The organism is Myxococcales bacterium (assembly GCA_016720545.1).
GTDB lineage: Bacteria > Myxococcota_A > Polyangia > Polyangiales > Polyangiaceae > JAAFHV01.
The window spans coordinates 33347-48260 of the sequence record JADKKK010000018.1 but is presented as its reverse complement, the minus strand read 5'-3'; the positions used below and the strand labels follow the sequence as shown (position 1 = coordinate 48260).

The 14914-nt window shown below is 71.7% G+C and carries 11 protein-coding genes and 1 pseudogene; 7 read left to right on the top strand and 5 right to left on the bottom strand.

The genetic code is table 11. The annotated features are described in order from the left end of the window. Positions 1 to 2 precede the first annotated feature (2 nt). The 4 genes from clpA (at position 3) to IPQ09_24125 (ending at position 6335) form a co-directional block, all read left to right on the top strand. Complete coding sequence (gene clpA, locus IPQ09_24140; protein ID MBL0197260.1) at positions 3 to 2282, top strand: ATP-dependent Clp protease ATP-binding subunit ClpA; 2280 nt, start codon at positions 3 to 5, stop codon at positions 2280 to 2282. 25 nt (positions 2283 to 2307) lie between these two features. Next, positions 2308 to 3336: a radical SAM protein gene (locus IPQ09_24135; protein MBL0197259.1), complete on the top strand. Its 1029-nt coding sequence runs from the start codon at positions 2308 to 2310 to the stop codon at positions 3334 to 3336. Between the two features lie 99 nt (positions 3337 to 3435). Then, entirely contained in the window at positions 3436 to 5379 is a 1944-nt protein-coding gene (locus IPQ09_24130; protein MBL0197258.1) for a M1 family metallopeptidase, read from the top strand. After that, positions 5376 to 6335 (top strand): hypothetical protein, encoded by a 960-nt coding sequence (locus tag IPQ09_24125; GenBank protein ID MBL0197257.1) that lies wholly within the window; start codon positions 5376 to 5378, stop codon positions 6333 to 6335. Before IPQ09_24130 ends, IPQ09_24125 begins: the two co-directional genes overlap by 4 nt. Positions 6336 to 6452: 117 nt before the next feature. On the opposite strand, the gene IPQ09_24120 is transcribed toward IPQ09_24125, so the two are convergent. After that, on the bottom strand, positions 6453 to 7919 hold the full coding sequence (locus IPQ09_24120) for a glycogen synthase (GenBank protein MBL0197256.1): 1467 nt from the start codon (positions 7917 to 7919) through the stop codon (positions 6453 to 6455). A gap of 202 nt (positions 7920 to 8121) precedes the next feature. Between IPQ09_24120 and IPQ09_24115 the strand changes: the two are divergent. Continuing rightward, a pseudogene (locus tag IPQ09_24115) lies at positions 8122 to 9178 on the top strand (RluA family pseudouridine synthase). A gap of 19 nt (positions 9179 to 9197) precedes the next feature. Here IPQ09_24115 and IPQ09_24110 read toward each other — a convergent pair. From IPQ09_24110 to IPQ09_24095, 4 genes are all read right to left on the bottom strand, one after another. Beyond that, complete coding sequence (locus IPQ09_24110) at positions 9198 to 9497, bottom strand: hypothetical protein (protein MBL0197255.1); 300 nt, start codon at positions 9495 to 9497, stop codon at positions 9198 to 9200. Between the two features lie 40 nt (positions 9498 to 9537). Beyond that, positions 9538 to 10734: a ParA family protein gene (locus tag IPQ09_24105; GenBank protein ID MBL0197254.1), complete on the bottom strand. Its 1197-nt coding sequence runs from the start codon at positions 10732 to 10734 to the stop codon at positions 9538 to 9540. A 338-nt stretch (positions 10735 to 11072) separates the two neighbouring features. Next, positions 11073 to 11474, bottom strand: a complete 402-nt coding sequence (locus IPQ09_24100; GenBank protein ID MBL0197253.1) for a hypothetical protein — start codon at positions 11472 to 11474, stop codon at positions 11073 to 11075. A 137-nt stretch (positions 11475 to 11611) separates the two neighbouring features. After that, positions 11612 to 12277: a hypothetical protein gene (locus IPQ09_24095; GenBank protein MBL0197252.1), complete on the bottom strand. Its 666-nt coding sequence runs from the start codon at positions 12275 to 12277 to the stop codon at positions 11612 to 11614. Positions 12278 to 12949: 672 nt separating this feature from the next. Here IPQ09_24095 and IPQ09_24090 point away from each other — a divergent pair. Both IPQ09_24090 and IPQ09_24085 read left to right on the top strand, forming a co-directional pair. Then, entirely contained in the window at positions 12950 to 13879 is a 930-nt protein-coding gene (locus IPQ09_24090) for an alpha/beta hydrolase (GenBank protein ID MBL0197251.1), read from the top strand. Next, entirely contained in the window at positions 13876 to 14913 is a 1038-nt protein-coding gene (locus IPQ09_24085; GenBank protein ID MBL0197250.1) for an ABC transporter permease, read from the top strand. The genes IPQ09_24090 and IPQ09_24085 overlap by 4 nt, the downstream gene beginning before the upstream one ends. Position 14914: the final 1 nt, after the last annotated feature.

The window sequence follows — 14914 nt, the reverse complement described above, 5'->3', positions numbered from 1 at the left end:
GCATGCGTATCAGCCCCGAAGTGGAGATCGCGCTCTCGCTCGCCGCGAACGAGGCGGCACGCCGGCGCAACGAGTTCGTGACGGTAGAGCACCTCCTCTACGCGCTGCTCTTCGACGCCGACACCGCCAACGTGGTCAAACACGCGGGCGGCGACGTCGCGAAGCTGAAGAAGGCGCTCGAGACCTTCCTCGACGACGAGGTACCGAGTCAGCCGGAAGACGAGTTCGACACCCCCACGGCGTCACTGGGTGTCCAGCGCGTCATCCGGCGCGCGTACGCCCACGTGCAGTCGTCGGGCAAGGAGGAGGTGAAGGGGCAGAACGTGCTGGTCGCGCTCTTCGCCGAGCCCGATAGCCACGCCGTCGCCACGCTCGAGCAGCACGACGTCACGCGCCTCGACGTGGTGAGCTTCATCTCCCACGGCCGCTCCAAGGTCGACGAGCCCTCGCCTGCCTCGGTGGGCGCCGGCGAGCCCGACCGCGATGGCCCGCGCTCGGCGCGCGATCCGGTCGCGGCGTACACCACCGACCTCAACGAGGAGGCGAAGAAGCAGCGCATCGACCCGCTCGTCGGCCGCACCGCCGAGGTGGAGCGCATCGTGCAAGTCCTCGCGCGGCGGAAGAAGAACAACCCGCTGCTCGTGGGCGACTCGGGCGTCGGGAAGACCGCGATCGTCGAGGGCCTCGCGCGCAAGATCGTCCTCGGCGACGTGCCACCCGCGCTCCGCGAGTCCACGGTGTACGCCCTCGACCTAGGCGCCCTGATCGCCGGCACGCGTTACCGCGGTGAGTTCGAGGAGCGCCTGAAGGGCGTCGTGAAGGGCCTCCAGGAGCGGGCAGGCGCCATCCTGTTCATCGACGAGATCCACACGATCGTCGGCGCCGGCGCCACCTCGGGCGGCAGCATGGACGCCTCCAACCTGCTGAAGCCGGCGCTCGCCTCGGGGCGGCTGCGCTGCATCGGGTCGACCACGTTCGAGGAGTTCCGGCAGCACTTCGAGAAAGACCGCGCGCTCGCGCGGCGTTTCCAGCGCGTCGAGGTGAACGAGCCCTCGGTCGAAGACTGCGTGAAGATCCTCCTCGGCCTTCGAGAGCAGTACGAGACCTTCCACGGCATCACGTACACGGAGGAGGCCATCGAGGCGGCGGCGCAGCTCTCCGCGCGCTACCTGCACGACCGCAAGCTCCCCGACAAGGCGATCGACCTGCTCGACGAGGCGGGCGCGGCGGCCAAGCTCGCGGCCCCTACCGACGGCCCAAAGGCCGTGGTGGGCGTCTCCCAGGTGGAGGCGGTGCTCGCGCGCATGGCTCAGATCCCCGCGCGAGAGGTGAACACCAACGACAAGGAGAAGCTCCGCTCGCTCGGCGACGACCTGAAGCGCGTCATCTTCGGCCAAGACGAGGCGGTGCGGCAGCTCACGAGCGCCATCCGGCTCTCGCGGGCGGGCCTCCGCGCCCCCGAGAAGCCCATCGGCAGCTTCCTGCTCACCGGACCCACCGGAGTGGGCAAGACCGAGGTGGCCAAGCAGCTCGCGAAGACCCTCGGCATCGGCTTCGTCCGGTTCGACATGAGCGAGTACATGGAGCCCCACACGGTCTCCCGGCTCATCGGCGCGCCGCCCGGCTACGTGGGCTTCGACCAGGGAGGCCTGCTCACCGACGCCATCGCCAAGACCCCGCACTCCGTGCTCCTCCTCGACGAGATCGAGAAGGCGCACCCGCAGATCTTCAACGTGCTGCTGCAGGTGATGGACCACGGCAAGCTCACCGACAACAACGGGAAATCTACCGATTTCCGGCACGTCATCCTGTTGATGACGAGCAACGTCGGCGCGCGCGATCTCGCGCGGCGGGCGGTCGGCTTCGGCGACTCGCGCTCCAGCGGCGACGCCGAGCGCGAGTACAAGCTCATCTTCAGCCCGGAGTTCCGCAACCGCCTCGACGCGCGAATCGGCTTCGCCGCGCTCTCGAAGGAGACCATGGCGAGCATCGTCGGGAAGTTCGTGGACGAGCTCGCCGCGCTCCTCGCGCCGCGAAAGGTCACGCTCACCGTCACGGAGGCGGCCCGCGAGATCCTCCGCGAGCGGGGGTACGATGAAGAGAACGGCGCCAGACCGCTCGCGCGCCTCATTCAAGAGGAGCTGAAGCGCCCGCTCGGCGAGGAGCTCCTGTTCGGCAAGCTCGAGCACGGTGGGCACGTCGTGGTCGACGCCGAGGCCGGCTCCGGGGCGCTCACCTTCACCTTCCCCGAGGCGAAGCCGGCCACAAAGCTCGCGAACTGAACAAAGGAGCAGCTACACTGGCGAGGTGCGACCCCGCGCGCAGAACCCCCCGAGCCGCTTCCATGCCACCCACCTCGACTACGACGAGGGCGAGGCGCCGAGCGTGCCGGTCACGCTGGTCGACGACACGTCGCGCTCGATCGTCGCGGAAAACGACAGCCCCGACGTGGGCTTCCGCTTCTCGGTGAACCCGTACCGGGGCTGCTACCACGCCTGCGCCTACTGCTACGCGCGCCCCACGCACGAGTTCCTCGGCTACGGCGCCGGCACCGATTTCGAGCGCACGCTCGTCGTCAAGCGGACCGCCCCCGAGCTGCTCCGCGCGCGCTTCGAGCGATCGTCGTGGACCGGCGAGCACGTCGTGTTCTCCGGCGTCACCGACCCCTACCAGCCCGTCGAGCGAGAGCTCGGGCTCACTCGGGCCTGCCTCGAGGTGTGCGCGGAGTACCGAAACCCCGCGGGGATCATCACGAAATCGGCGCTCGTCGAGCGCGACCTCGACCTGCTCGTCGAGCTCCACGCGCGGGCGAGCGTGCAGGTCTTCGTGAGCGTGCCCTTCGCCTCGGCGGAGGTGGCTCGAGCGCTTGAGCCCTACGCGCCAACCCCTGCGCGGCGCCTTCGCACGATCGAGCGGCTCGCGGCCGCCGGGCTACGCGTGGGCGTGAGCGTGTCCCCGCTCGTGCCGGGCCTCGGCGAGGACGACCTCCGGCCGCTCCTCGCGGCCGCGCGGGCGGCCGGGGCCACCAGCACGTTCGCCGTCGCCCTGCGCCTTCCAGGCAGCGTCCGAGAGGTCTTCCTCGGCGCGCTGCGCGAACGCCTCCCCCTCCGCGCCAAGAAGGTGGAGGCGAGGCTCCGAGACCTGCACGGCGACTCTCTGTATGATGCACGTTTCCTGGTGCGCCAGCGAGGCACGGGCGTCTACGCCGGAGCCCTGCGCGCGCTCTTCGAGGGCGCGGCGCGGAGCGCGGGGCTCTCGCTCTCCGTCGAGCCTCACCGGGAGGGCACGTTCCGGCGACCGGACCGCCGACCACAGCTTCGCCTCTTCGACGACTGAGCCGGCGCGCACCGGCGTAGGCGGGCGGGGTCGACGTGGCGCGCGAGGCGCTTCACCTTCCCCTCTACGCGCCCAGCGTCCTGGGTTACAAGGTGCCGGATGCGCTCCTCGGCGGCCACCGCGGCCGCGTTCGGCCTCGTGTGCTCGGCCCTCCTCGTCGGCGGCGACGCGCGCGCAGACGGGTCGCCGCGGCTGGACGTGGCCAACTACACACTGAAAGCCTCGCTCGATCCCGCGGCGCACACGCTCCACGGCGAGGGCGCGATAGAGTTCACGAACACATCGTCCGTGGCGATCTCGGAGGTGTGGGTCCACCTTTACTTGAACGCGTTCAAGAACCAGCGCTCGGTGTTCATGCGCGACCCGGTGGGCGGTTTCCGCGGCTCGACCGTCCCAAAGACGTGGGGGGCGATCGACGTCCGGCGCTTCGCGCAGCGCACCGCCACGGGGCCGGTCGATCTGTGGCCGCGCGTCGAGCGCTCGCGCCCCGGCGACGACGACGAGACCGACGCTCGGCTGCCCTTCGCCGCGCCCCTCGCGCCCGGCGCCACGGTGACCTTCGACGTGGTGTGGGACGACACCCTGCCCACGATCGTCGAGCGCGTCGGCTTCTCCGGCTCGTTCCACTTCCTCGGCCAGTGGTTCCCAAAGCTCGCGCGGCTCGAGCCGGACGGCACGTTCGCGCACTACGCGTTCCACCACCTCGCCGAGTTTCACGCCGACTTCGGCACCTACGATGTCACCGTCGACGTGCCGAAGGGCTTCGTCGTGGGCGCGACGGGGCCGGCGACCGAGTCGCGCGACGAGGGCCCGCGCCACATCGAGCGTCACGTCCAGCCCGCCGTGCTCGACTTCGCCTTCGCCGCGTTCGACGGCTTCGAGCGCCTCGACGAGGCGATCGACGGCGTCCAGGTGGCCTTCCTCTTCCCTCGCGGCTACCGCGGCGCAGCCGAGCGCGAGCGGGCCGCTGTGCGCTTCGCGCTGCCTCACTTCCGTGAGCGCTACGGCCGCTACCCCTACCCCACCCTCACCGTGGTCCATCCGCCGCTCGGGGCGCGGGAGGCGGGCGGAATGGAATACCCCACGCTCATCACCACGGGCGGCGCCTGGTATGGGCCGCCCTTCGTGCGCGAGCTCGAGCTCGTCACGATCCACGAGCTCGGACACCAGTACTTCTTCCACCTCCTCGCCTCGAACGAGGAGCGCTGGCCGTTCCTCGACGAGGGCCTCAACAGCTACGCGGAGGCCGACGCCCTGGACGCGTGGCTCGGGCCCCGCGGGGTCGCGAGCGTCCTCGGGCTCGACGTGTCGGACACGACCGTCGCGCTCTTCTCGGGCCGCGCACACGCGCGCGTCGAGCCCATCGCCCAGCCGGCGCGCGCCTTCTCGAGCGGGCGCGCCTACGGTGGCCTGGTGTACGGCCGCACCTCGACGCTCCTCTCCACGCTGCGGCGCGTGTACGGTGAGGAGAAGCTCACGGCGGCCCTACGCGCCTACGCGACGCGCTTCTGGAATCGCCACCCCGAGCCCGAAGACCTGCTCGTCGTCCTCGGCGAGGCGCTCGGCGCGGACGCCCGCGCCCTCGCCCGCGCCGCGCTCTTCGACCAGGGCACGATCGACTACGCCGTCACGCAGGTCGCGTCGTCCCGGCGCGCCAAGCCGGCGGGGCTCTTCGACCGCAACGGCAAGCGCGAGACCGACGCCGCGGTCGTCGGCGATCAATACGACGGGTACGCGTTCGTCGAGGTGCGGGGCACCCTCGCGTTCCCAGTCGACGTCACCTTCGTCCACGACGACGGCGGCGAGACGCGGGTCCGGATCGGCGGCGCACTCCAACCGGCCGGGCGGGTGCTGCGTGTACCCTACACGGGCCAGCGGCCGCTCAAGGGGGTCGTCGTCGACCCGGAGCACACGGTGCTACTCGACGACGATTTCACTAACAATCACGCCATGGTAGCCGACGCGCCGCGAGCGCCACAGCCCCGCGTCTTCGCGCTCGCGACCACCCTGGCGGCGCACCTCTACTCCTGGCTGTCGCCATGACGACCGACGCGCTCGAAGGCGACGCCGCCCCCGACCCCGGCGCTCCGGAGGCGACCCCTCCGGAGCCGAGCGTGCCCTCATCGGCCCGCGGCGCGCGCGTCTACCGGAGCGCGGTCGCGATCGCGCTCGTGTGGGCCTACGGCTTCGGCGGCGCGCTCCTCGCCGCCCTCCCGGTCCTCGGCGCACCCCACGCCCTCTACGGTGGCAACGTCCACGGCGACGCGCCACTCGTCGAGCCCGGCGGCCTCGCTCTGGCCGATCTCGTCACGGGCCGCGGCGCCGCCACGCTCGCCGCGGCGCTGCCTGCGTCGGCCACGCTGCTCGTGCTCACGGCGCTGCTCGGCCACGTCCCGCTCGGCGCGCTCATCGCGCACCTCGAGCAGCAGGCGCGAGGGGCGCGCGCCGGCGCAGCCCGGCTCGGCACCGCCTACCTGAGGGCCCTCGCGACGTTCTTCCCGATGGTGGGGCTCACCACCCTGTCGCTCGCGGCCCAGGGCGCGGCGGCGGCGGCGGGGCTGCTCGGCAGCGAGGCGCTCGGCGGCGTCCTGACGGGGAAGCTGGACGACCAGGCCATCACCCTTGTCTCGTTGGTGCCCTGGCTGCCCGCGGCGCTGGTGCTCTTCACGCTGCGGGTCGTGACGGATCTCGCGTACGTGCAGCTCTTCGTCGCCCGCGGCACGCTGCTGCGCGCGATCGGCGGCGCGGTGCGCGCGGTGCGGGCGCGGCCGGTGGCCACCCTCGGACGGGCCCTCTTCGCGTACGGCGGCGGCGCCCTCGCGGTGGCGCTCGCGACCGCCGCGGTGGGCCTGCTCGGTGTGCCTCGCGCGCCGTGGTCGATGTTGGTCGCACACCAGGCGGCGCTGCTCGTGAAGGTCGTGCTGCGCGCGGCGTGGCTGGCCTCCGCGGTGCGCGAGGCGCGCGGCCTGCGGGACGGCGCGCCACGCGAGCTCGCGTAGCCGACCCGCGCGCACGACCCGCGCGTCCATCAACGCGACGACGCGCGACGAGCGACGCGAAGCCTAGCTCTCCAGGGCAGGATCGCCCCGACGGCCGGATGCGGCGACGCGGGGCTGCTACGCCGCGGAGGAGGAGGCGCGGGTCGCGGCGCGGTAGAGCGCCTCGTACTGCCTCGCTGCGCGCTCCCAGCCGCGATCGGCGCGCATCACGCGGCGCACGAGCGCCGGAAAGGCAGGGTGCTCGCGCGCGGCGAGCGCCCGCAGGACCGCGCCGATGAGCGCCTCCTCCGTGGGCTCGTCGAACGAGAAGCCGGTGCCGGTCTGCAGCTTCGCGTCGCAGTCGACGACCGTGTCGACGAGGCCCCCCGTCGCGTGCGCGACCGGCAGCGCGCCGTACCGCTGCGCGTAGAGCTGCACGAGCCCACACGGCTCGTAACGACTTGGAACTACGACGAGATCAGCCGCCGCGTAGGCGCGATGGACCACCGCCTCGGGCGCCGCACGAAGGAACGCCACGCGCCCGCGCGACTTCGTGGCCGCGGCCTCGAGCTGCTCGATGAGCGCGGCGTCGCCGTCCCCGCACACGACGACCTGGGCGTCGGTCGAGCGGAGGAGGCGCGGCAAGGCGCCAAGCAGGAGATCGGTCCCCTTCTGGGCGACGAGGCGGCCCACGCTCACGATGAGCGGCGCGCCGTCCGGCTGCAGCGACAAGCCGAGCTCCTTGCGGAAGGCGGCCTTGCATCGCGCCTTGGCGGACGGATCCTCTGCGTCGTAGCGGGCCGGCAGGTGCGGATCGGTCGCCGGGTTCCACACCGCGTAGTCGACGCCGTTCAGCACCCCGGTGAGTCGCCCTTTGGCGCGGAGCACGCCGTCGAGCCGGAAGCCCCCCGCCGCCGTGACGAGCTCGGCCGCGTGGTGCGGGCTCACGGTGCTCACGACGTCGGCCGACACGATGCCCTGCTTCAGCAGGCTCACGTCGCCATAGAACTCGAGCCCCTCGACCGTGAAGTCGCTCCAGGGCAGGCCGAGATCGGTCATCGCCTCCTTCGGGAACACCCCTTGATGCGCGGCGTTGTGGAGCGTGAGCACGGTGCGGGTGCCCTCGACGCGCGAGTCCTGCATGTATTTCGCGGCGAGCGCGGTCGGCCAGTCGTTGAGGTGCACGACGTCGAAGGGCATCCCCTCGCGGGCGCGGAGGCGGGCGACCTCGGCGACGGCGCGGGAGAACACGGCGAAGCGGCGCGCGTTGTCGGGGTACTCCTCGCCCGCGGGGCCGTAGACGTGCGGGCGGTTCCACAGCGCCGGTCCTGAGGGCACGTCGACCAGCAGCAGATCGACCTGCGACGCCAGGCGCCCGTCGTAGAGGGTGACCTCCACCGTCGCGTCACCGTGCGCGAGGCGCAGCGGCGTGAGGCGCCGCGCGACGAGCAGGCCGCCCGCCTCGAAGCCCGGGAAGCGCGGGACGATCACCGTGACCTTGTGGCCCAGCGCGCGGAGCGCCTTGGTCAGCGACAGCGCCACGTCGGCGAGGCCGCCCACCTTCACATAGGGAGCGAGCTCGGTGACTGCGAAGAGGATGTCCATGAAGCACGCCTCTTACCACGTGACGGGTCCCGCGAGCGCGCGTAAGGCGAAGCGTCGACATAAGTCCGCTCTATGCTCCCGGGAGACACGAGCGTGGGCGACCGACGCGCGAGGTTCCCGAGAGTGCGCGTCGCCTCCGGAGGCCCGAGGCCCGCGCGGAAGGGGCAGACTTCTGAGCACCGCGGGCCTAAGTTCGCGCGCGATGACGCGACTGCGGGCCTCCGAGACCGAGCTCGTTCGACCGGTGGGCCTGCCGGAGGGCTCGGTCGTGAGCGTGTTTCGGGTCCCTCCCGAGAGCGCGGGGCTGCGTCTCGACGTCTTCCTCGTCTCCGAGCTGCGCCGGACGAGCCGCACGCGCGCGCAGGCCATCATCCGCGCGAGCGCGTTCGACGACCGTGGCCGCAAGCTCCGCGCGAACGATCGCGTCTTCGCCGAGCAGCGAGTGTTGCTCTGGCGCCCCGCGTGGGACGAGACGCCCGAGCCACACGACGTGCCCGTGCTGTTCGAGGACCCCCACCTGCTCGCGGTGAGCAAGCCCGCCGGCCTGCCCGTGCACCCCACGGCGCGCTACCACAAGAACACCCTCATCATGCTGCTCAAGAGCGAACGCCCCGGCGAGTTCGTGTCCCTCGGGCACCGCATCGATCGCGAGACCAGCGGCGTGCTCCTGGTGCCGCGTACGCCCGACTGCGACCGGTCGCTGAAGCGCGCGTTCGAGGAGCGCGGCGACATCGAGAAGACCTACCTCGCGATCACCTGGGGCGTCCCCCGCAGCGCGACCGTGGGCGAGGAGCTCCGCTTCGAGGCCTCGATGATCCTGCCGAAGAAGGCCAAATTCGGCGTAAAAATGGAGCTCACGCCGCCCGGCGAGGGGCTCGCCTCGGCCACGCGCTTCACCGTGCTCGGGGTGCGCACGCGCCCGCCGGGCGACGCGTCGCCCCGCGCCGGACAAGCCTACGCGCTGGTGCAGTGCCTGCTCGAGACGGGACGGCAGCACCAGATCCGCCTCCACCTCGCGGCGCTCGACGCGCCGATCGTGGGCGACAAGCTCTACGGCCCCGACGACGGCTGCTTCCCGCGCGGCGCGGACGGCGAGCTCACGGCCGAAGACGCGGAGCTGCTCGAGCTGCCGCGCCACGCCCTGCACGCCCATCGCCTGGAGCTCTCCCACCCCGTCACGGGGGAGCGTCTGCGCATCGAAGGCGCCGCTGCCGGACGATCTCGCCGAGTTTTGGGCGTCCCTCGCGCCGGCTGGCTGAGGCGCCTCGCGCGCGCCGGCTACATGCCTCGCGGCACGCGCGCCAAGTCCACCTGGTCGAGCGCGGCCCGAATGAGCGCGCTGCGGTTCGCCTTCGTGACGCCCTGCTGCTTCAGCTCGTCGACCAGGGCGTCGAGACGCGCGAGATCCTTCGTGTAGAGCGAGATGCAGATCACCTTGTAGTGCTGCGGCTTCTCCACGGCTTCCCGCCGCGGCGCCGGCGGCCCGTCGTTCGTGTAGAACGCGCCCGAGAGCACCCCCTGCACTTCGTCGCCGTCGAGCACGCCGCCGAGGCCGGTGGTGCCGCTCATTCCGCTCATCGTTTCGTCGTGTGCCATGGCGTGCTCCTCGTCGCTGCCGTTAGGCGTTCGCCGCGAGCGCCTGGCTCGGGGGGGTCGTGTCCAGATCGACGGGCGCCGCGACGCGCCCCGTGATGAGCCGCTCGACCACGGCCCGGTAATCCTCCGCCGCGTGCGAGTCGGGCGCGTGCTCGAAGATCGTCTTGCCTTGGGCGGGCGCCTCCTTGAGCCGCGTGCCCGCGCGGACCGGCGCGAAGCAGCGCTCGCCGAAGTGCTGGGTGAGGGTCTCGACCGCGTCGCGGCAGATGCGCGCGCGCGCGTCGTAGAAGGTGGGCAACACGCCGTAGATTTGCACCGGGTGGCGCAAGAGCCCGTTCACGTTCTTCACGGTCTTGATGACCTGCCGGACACCCACGAGCGACAGGTAGTCGCACGCGACGGGGACCAAGATGCCGTCGGCGAACACGAGCGCGTTCTGGTTCATGAGGGAGAGCGACGGCGAGCAGTCGAGGATGACCACGTCGTACGCGTCGGTCGCCGAGGCCAGACGGTCCCGGAGGACGCGATCGCGGTTCTGGCGGCCGGCGAGATAGAGCTCGGCGGCGGCCAGGGTCTCGTTCGAGGGGAGGAGATCGAGGTTCGGCCTCACCGTGGTGGCGGCCTGCTCGGCCCGGAGCCCCATCACGAGCACGTGGTAGAGCGTCTTCTCGGGCTTCACGCCGAACGACACCGCGACGTTTCCCTGCGAGTCGGTGTCGACGAGCAGCACGCGGAGCCCGCGCTCGGCGAGGCCCGCAGCGATGCTGACGGTCGTCGTGGTCTTCCCGGTGCCGCCCTTGTGATTGAAGATCGCGAGGCGGCGGGGGCCGTCGAAGGGCGCGAGCGCACGCGATGCCGCCGCGGAGCTGGTCGCCTTCGCGCCCAACCGGCGGGTCGACGGCGGCGGCGGCGGGACGGTGGTCGTGGGGGCGGCCGGCGCGGCCGGCTCGATCGGCGGCACGAGCGCGGCGGGCGGCGCCGCCAGCTGCGCGAGGCGCACCCCCTGAGACTCGGAGATCAGCTGCGCGCGGCACTCGGCGCCGCACGCGTATTTGCGCGCGCCCTTCGACCCGCGGACGACCTGCGAGACGAGCTCGACCGAGAATCGCTTGGAGCACGCGTCGCATACGACGCTGCCGCCGGAGGTCTCGCCGCGGACCGACTTGCCCTGACAGGTCTGCGAGCAGAAGAAGAGGAAGCCCCCGTCGCGCTCCTCCATTTGGTAGCGAAACTGAACGTCGAACTCGCGATTGCAGACGCTGCAGCTCTCGTGCATGGCCGCCATGATGGGGTGTCCTCCTGCGCCACACCACAGGAGCGGCGCGCCCATCGCAGGTGCCAGAGTCCGCACGAGAGGGCCAAGAAAGCTGCGGCGGCAAATTAGCCAGCGAGAGCAACTACTTCATCGTTATCAGTGACTTACGAACAACCTTAAATGCCAATCATCGCGCCCCGAGGGCGCACGTCACCATCGCTCGGTCCCCCCGCGGGCGGACGAAGCGCTCACGAGACACGGGCGAGTCCACGGCCCGAAGGCGAGCCGGGAGGGAGCGGGCGCTACTCGGAGGCCGCGTCACGAGACCCGTCGGCGCTCGCGTCCAGGCCGCCGTCGGCGCCGCCGCCGTCCGCGGCCGCGTCAGCCACGACCGAGGCGTCCGACACCTGGCCGACGCCGCACGTCACAGGGTCGTTGAATGGCGTGCCGGGGTTGCTGACGACCCGCCAGGTCCCGCCCGCGAGACAGGTCGCCGTCTCGCTCCCGCAGCCCTCACCGCAGATTCGCGCGCATGGAGTCGGCGGCGACGGGCACACGAGCCCGGACGAGCTGCAGCGCTCCCCTTCCCGCGGGAACGCGGTGGGGCACGACGACGACGCGGGGCTCGCCCCGGGCTCCGAAGACGCGCACGCCCCAAGGAGGCACGCCCCAAGGCACCCGATGACCCAGCGAAGCCGTTTCATGTCCCGGAACTTAGCGCACCCGCGCACCGCCGAAGGCCGCGCGCTCGACCCGCGACAAAATGGCTGCGGCGCGCGATCCCGAGGGAGCGCGCGCCGCGTGCGTTGCCTGAACTTGCCTCGGCCTGCCCGAGGCCTGCCTAGTCGGCGTGGGCCTCGCCGGCCGCGTCGTCGGCGTCGAACTCGGCGGTGTCCTCCTCGTCCTCGTCCTCGTCGTCGTCCACCGGCTTGGTGAGCACGGGCAGCCGACGCTTGCCCACGGGCCCCTCGTCCACGTAGTCGCGGAGCGCGGACATGTCCTTCAGCGCCTCGAGCTTCGCGAGGCCTTTCACCTCGACCTGACGGATGCGCTCGCGCGTGAGGTTCATGATCGCGCCGACCTCTTCGAGCGTCGTGCCGCCCTTGTCGGCGACGTCGAGCGCGCAGGTCTCGGTCATCTCCCAGACCTCGAGGTCGGGGAAGTTCAGCTTGATCGCGCCCGTCTTCGCCGAGACGTCGAGGTAGAGGTGGTGCTTGCAGGAGACGAACGGGCACGGGCGCTCGCCGCTGGAGCACTCGGCGCGCGTCTTCGGCCGCTCGACCTCGGAGTCGGGGTACATCATGCGGCCGAGCTCGAGCTCGCGCTTGGTCATGCGCTTCACGCTGATGGTGCGCGCACGCACGTCGCGCTTGCGCCGCGAGCGCCGCTGCTCTCGCGTCACGCTCTCTTCGGAGGGAGAGAGCGCGAGCGCGCCCTCCGTGCTCAGCGTCGGTGCGTCCGCCGCCGTCTCGTGCTCGAGCTCGCCGTCCTCGATCTTCGCGTCCATTTCGAATCCTCCCAGTCACCAAGCCGACCGCCCGCTCCCTCCGGAGAGAGCGCGCGCAAAAATTGCCCCAGCGCTCAACGGCCGCCCCGCCGTGGCGCACAACCCCACCCACCTCGCCCCGTCGCGCGCGCGGCGCACGCCTCCACGCCCACCCCCCACGCACGCTGCGGAAAACCGCCGGCGGACGAGGAGCGCGAGTGCCTCTCCAAGCACGCCCGAGGGCCGAGGCCCTCTTGCCGGGACCCCCTCGGCCTACGGCGACGCGCTTCTTGTGCTTCCCGAGGGCCTCAGGTGGCCGACGGGTCTACTGCGGGCCTGGCGATCACGAGCAGGTTCCACCCTCGAGGACGCCGGCGAGTTCCGAACGGGCCGGACCATAAACCGCGATGGATTCCACGGTCAATCCATCGGATCGCAAAAAAAATGAGCATCGCAGCAATGGAGAAGAATCCGCGCGCTCCGGTGCGAGCCCGGACGAACAATGTCATACCACCGCGCGCCCGATGACGACCTCTCGAGCGCGCCGACGCACCGGAGCCCCTGCTCGCTTCCCCAGCGGCGGAGCGACGCTAGTGGGTCCCCATGTAGGCGGCAAACTTACCGTGTTTCCATCCGGACGGGCCCGCGTCGACAGAGCCCTGCGCCGCGCCCATCGTGGTACTCTCCCCACGCATGACGGCGCGTGCGAAGCCCGAAGGCGCCCACGCCCACGACGTCCTCGCTCGGGGCGCGCGTATACGCTTCGTCGACGAAGGCGAGGGGCCGCCCATCGTCCTCATCCACGACTTTCTCTCGAGCCAGCTCGAGTGGGACCACGTGAGGCCGCTGCTCGCCGCGAGCATGCGCGTCGTCGCGCTCGATCTGCCTGGTTTTGGCGCCAGTGAGTCCCCCGACCCGCTGAAATATCGCTACACGTTCGATGGCTTCGCCGACTCGGTCACCGACGTCATCGCGGCCCTCGGGCTTGGCCGCGTCTCGATCTGCGGGCGTGGAATGGGCGCCGCCGTGGCCCTCACCCTCGCGGCGAGCCACCCCGACCTCATCGACTGCGTGGTGCTCGTGGCGCCGCACGTCTACCCCTCACGGGCGCGCTTCTTCGAGCGCCTCGCGGAGGTGCCGTTCCTCGGCCCGCTCTTGTTCAAGCAGGTGTACGGCCGGGGCTTCCTGCGTACGTACCTCGGCGGGAGCCGCGGGCCGCACGCCGGCGCCGCGAGGGCGCGACTCGAGGAGCACCTCGGGCGCTTCGACGCCCCATCGACCCGCCAAGCCGCGTACGCGACGCTCCTCGCGATGCTCGACGCGCGCCCTGTGGTCGCGAAGGTCCCGAGGGTCAACGCGCCGTGCCTCATCGTGTGGGGCCGAGAAGATCCCAGGGCACCGGTCGAGCTCGGCCGCAAGCTCTCGCGCGAGCTCACTCATGCGCGGCTGGAGGTGGTCGACAGCGGCCACTCTCCCGCGGAGGACTGCCCCGAGCTCGTGGCGCGCCATACCCTCGAGTTCCTCGAGACCGAGCGCAGCCGGGCCCGGCCCAATCGGCGCCGCAAGGAGGCCGGCACGGCGCCACCTTCGCGACGACCGGCCTCGCGCAAGGACGACCCTTGAGGGTGCCGGTCTCGGGGCGCGCGCGCGTGCTGCGCAACGCGCAGGTGAGGCTCGGCGCGGCGCTCGTGGGCGCGGTCGCGCTCTTTGCGCTCCTCGCCCCGTGGTTCTCGCCCCACGACGGCATCACGAGCGAGTTTTCGCGCGGCGCCGCGCCCCTGGGCCCGGTCGGCCCGAGCTCGGAGTTCTGGCTGGGCGCCGACCGGCTCTACCGCGATCAGCTGACGCGGCTCGCGCTCGGCGGGCGCACGTCGCTCTGGATAGGCCTCGCCTCGACGGCGCTGGCGACGTCCGTCGGCGCGCTCGTGGGCGTGCTCGCGGGGTACTACGAGGGCGCGCGCGGCGCCCGACTCCCCTGGCTCGTGGTCGGCGGCCTGGTCGCGCTGCTCGGGCTCACGGTGTTCGGCCCGCCGGTGGTCACGACGAAGGTCTTCGCGCACCACGGCGTTCTCCCGATCGTGGGGCTCGCGGGGCTCGCCGCGCTCGGGCGGGCTTTCTTGCGGGCCGGCCCTGAGATCAGCCTCGACGCCGCCCTCATGCGCTCGGTCGACATCGGGCTCGCGTTTCCCTTCTTGCTCCTCGTGATGGCGCTCGCGTCGGTCTTCGAGCGGACGAGCGCCACGACGATCTTGCTGACCCTCGGCTTCACGGGATGGCTCGGTATCGCGCGGATCGTGCGCGCGAAGACCATCCAGGTGCGCAACCAGGAGTACGTGACCGCGGCGCGCGCGCTCGGCCAGAGCACGCCGCGGATCCTCTGGCTGCACGTGCTGCCCAACGTCGCGGGTCCGATCGTCGTGCTCGCCACGCTCTCGGTCGCCCAGATGATCGTGGCGGAGAGCGTGATGAGCTACCTCGGGGTCGGGCTGTCACCGCCGACCGCCACGTGGGGCTACATGCTCTTCGAGGGGCAGGAGGTCTACGCGACCGCGCCGTGGCTGCTCGCGGCGCCGTTCGCGGCGATCCTCGCGTGCGTGCTCGGCTTCAACCTGCTCGGCGAGGGCCTCCGCGACGCCCTCGACCCCCGGAGCGAGTGAC

Excerpts from the sequence above, each read along its gene's own strand:
- clpA (MBL0197260.1), top strand. The coding sequence starts at position 3 with ATGCGTATCAGCCCCGAAGTGGAGATCGCGCTCTCGCTCGCCGCGAAC.
- IPQ09_24130 (MBL0197258.1), top strand. The coding sequence starts at position 3,436 with ATGCGCTCCTCGGCGGCCACCGCGGCCGCGTTCGGCCTCGTGTGCTCG.
- IPQ09_24125 (MBL0197257.1), top strand. The coding sequence starts at position 5,376 with ATGACGACCGACGCGCTCGAAGGCGACGCCGCCCCCGACCCCGGCGCT.
- IPQ09_24120 (MBL0197256.1), bottom strand. The coding sequence starts at position 7,919 with ATGGACATCCTCTTCGCAGTCACCGAGCTCGCTCCCTATGTGAAGGTG.
- IPQ09_24110 (MBL0197255.1), bottom strand. The coding sequence starts at position 9,497 with ATGAGCGGAATGAGCGGCACCACCGGCCTCGGCGGCGTGCTCGACGGC.
- IPQ09_24105 (MBL0197254.1), bottom strand. The coding sequence starts at position 10,734 with ATGGAGGAGCGCGACGGGGGCTTCCTCTTCTTCTGCTCGCAGACCTGT.
- IPQ09_24100 (MBL0197253.1), bottom strand. The coding sequence starts at position 11,474 with ATGAAACGGCTTCGCTGGGTCATCGGGTGCCTTGGGGCGTGCCTCCTT.
- IPQ09_24095 (MBL0197252.1), bottom strand. The coding sequence starts at position 12,277 with ATGGACGCGAAGATCGAGGACGGCGAGCTCGAGCACGAGACGGCGGCG.
- IPQ09_24090 (MBL0197251.1), top strand. The coding sequence starts at position 12,950 with ATGACGGCGCGTGCGAAGCCCGAAGGCGCCCACGCCCACGACGTCCTC.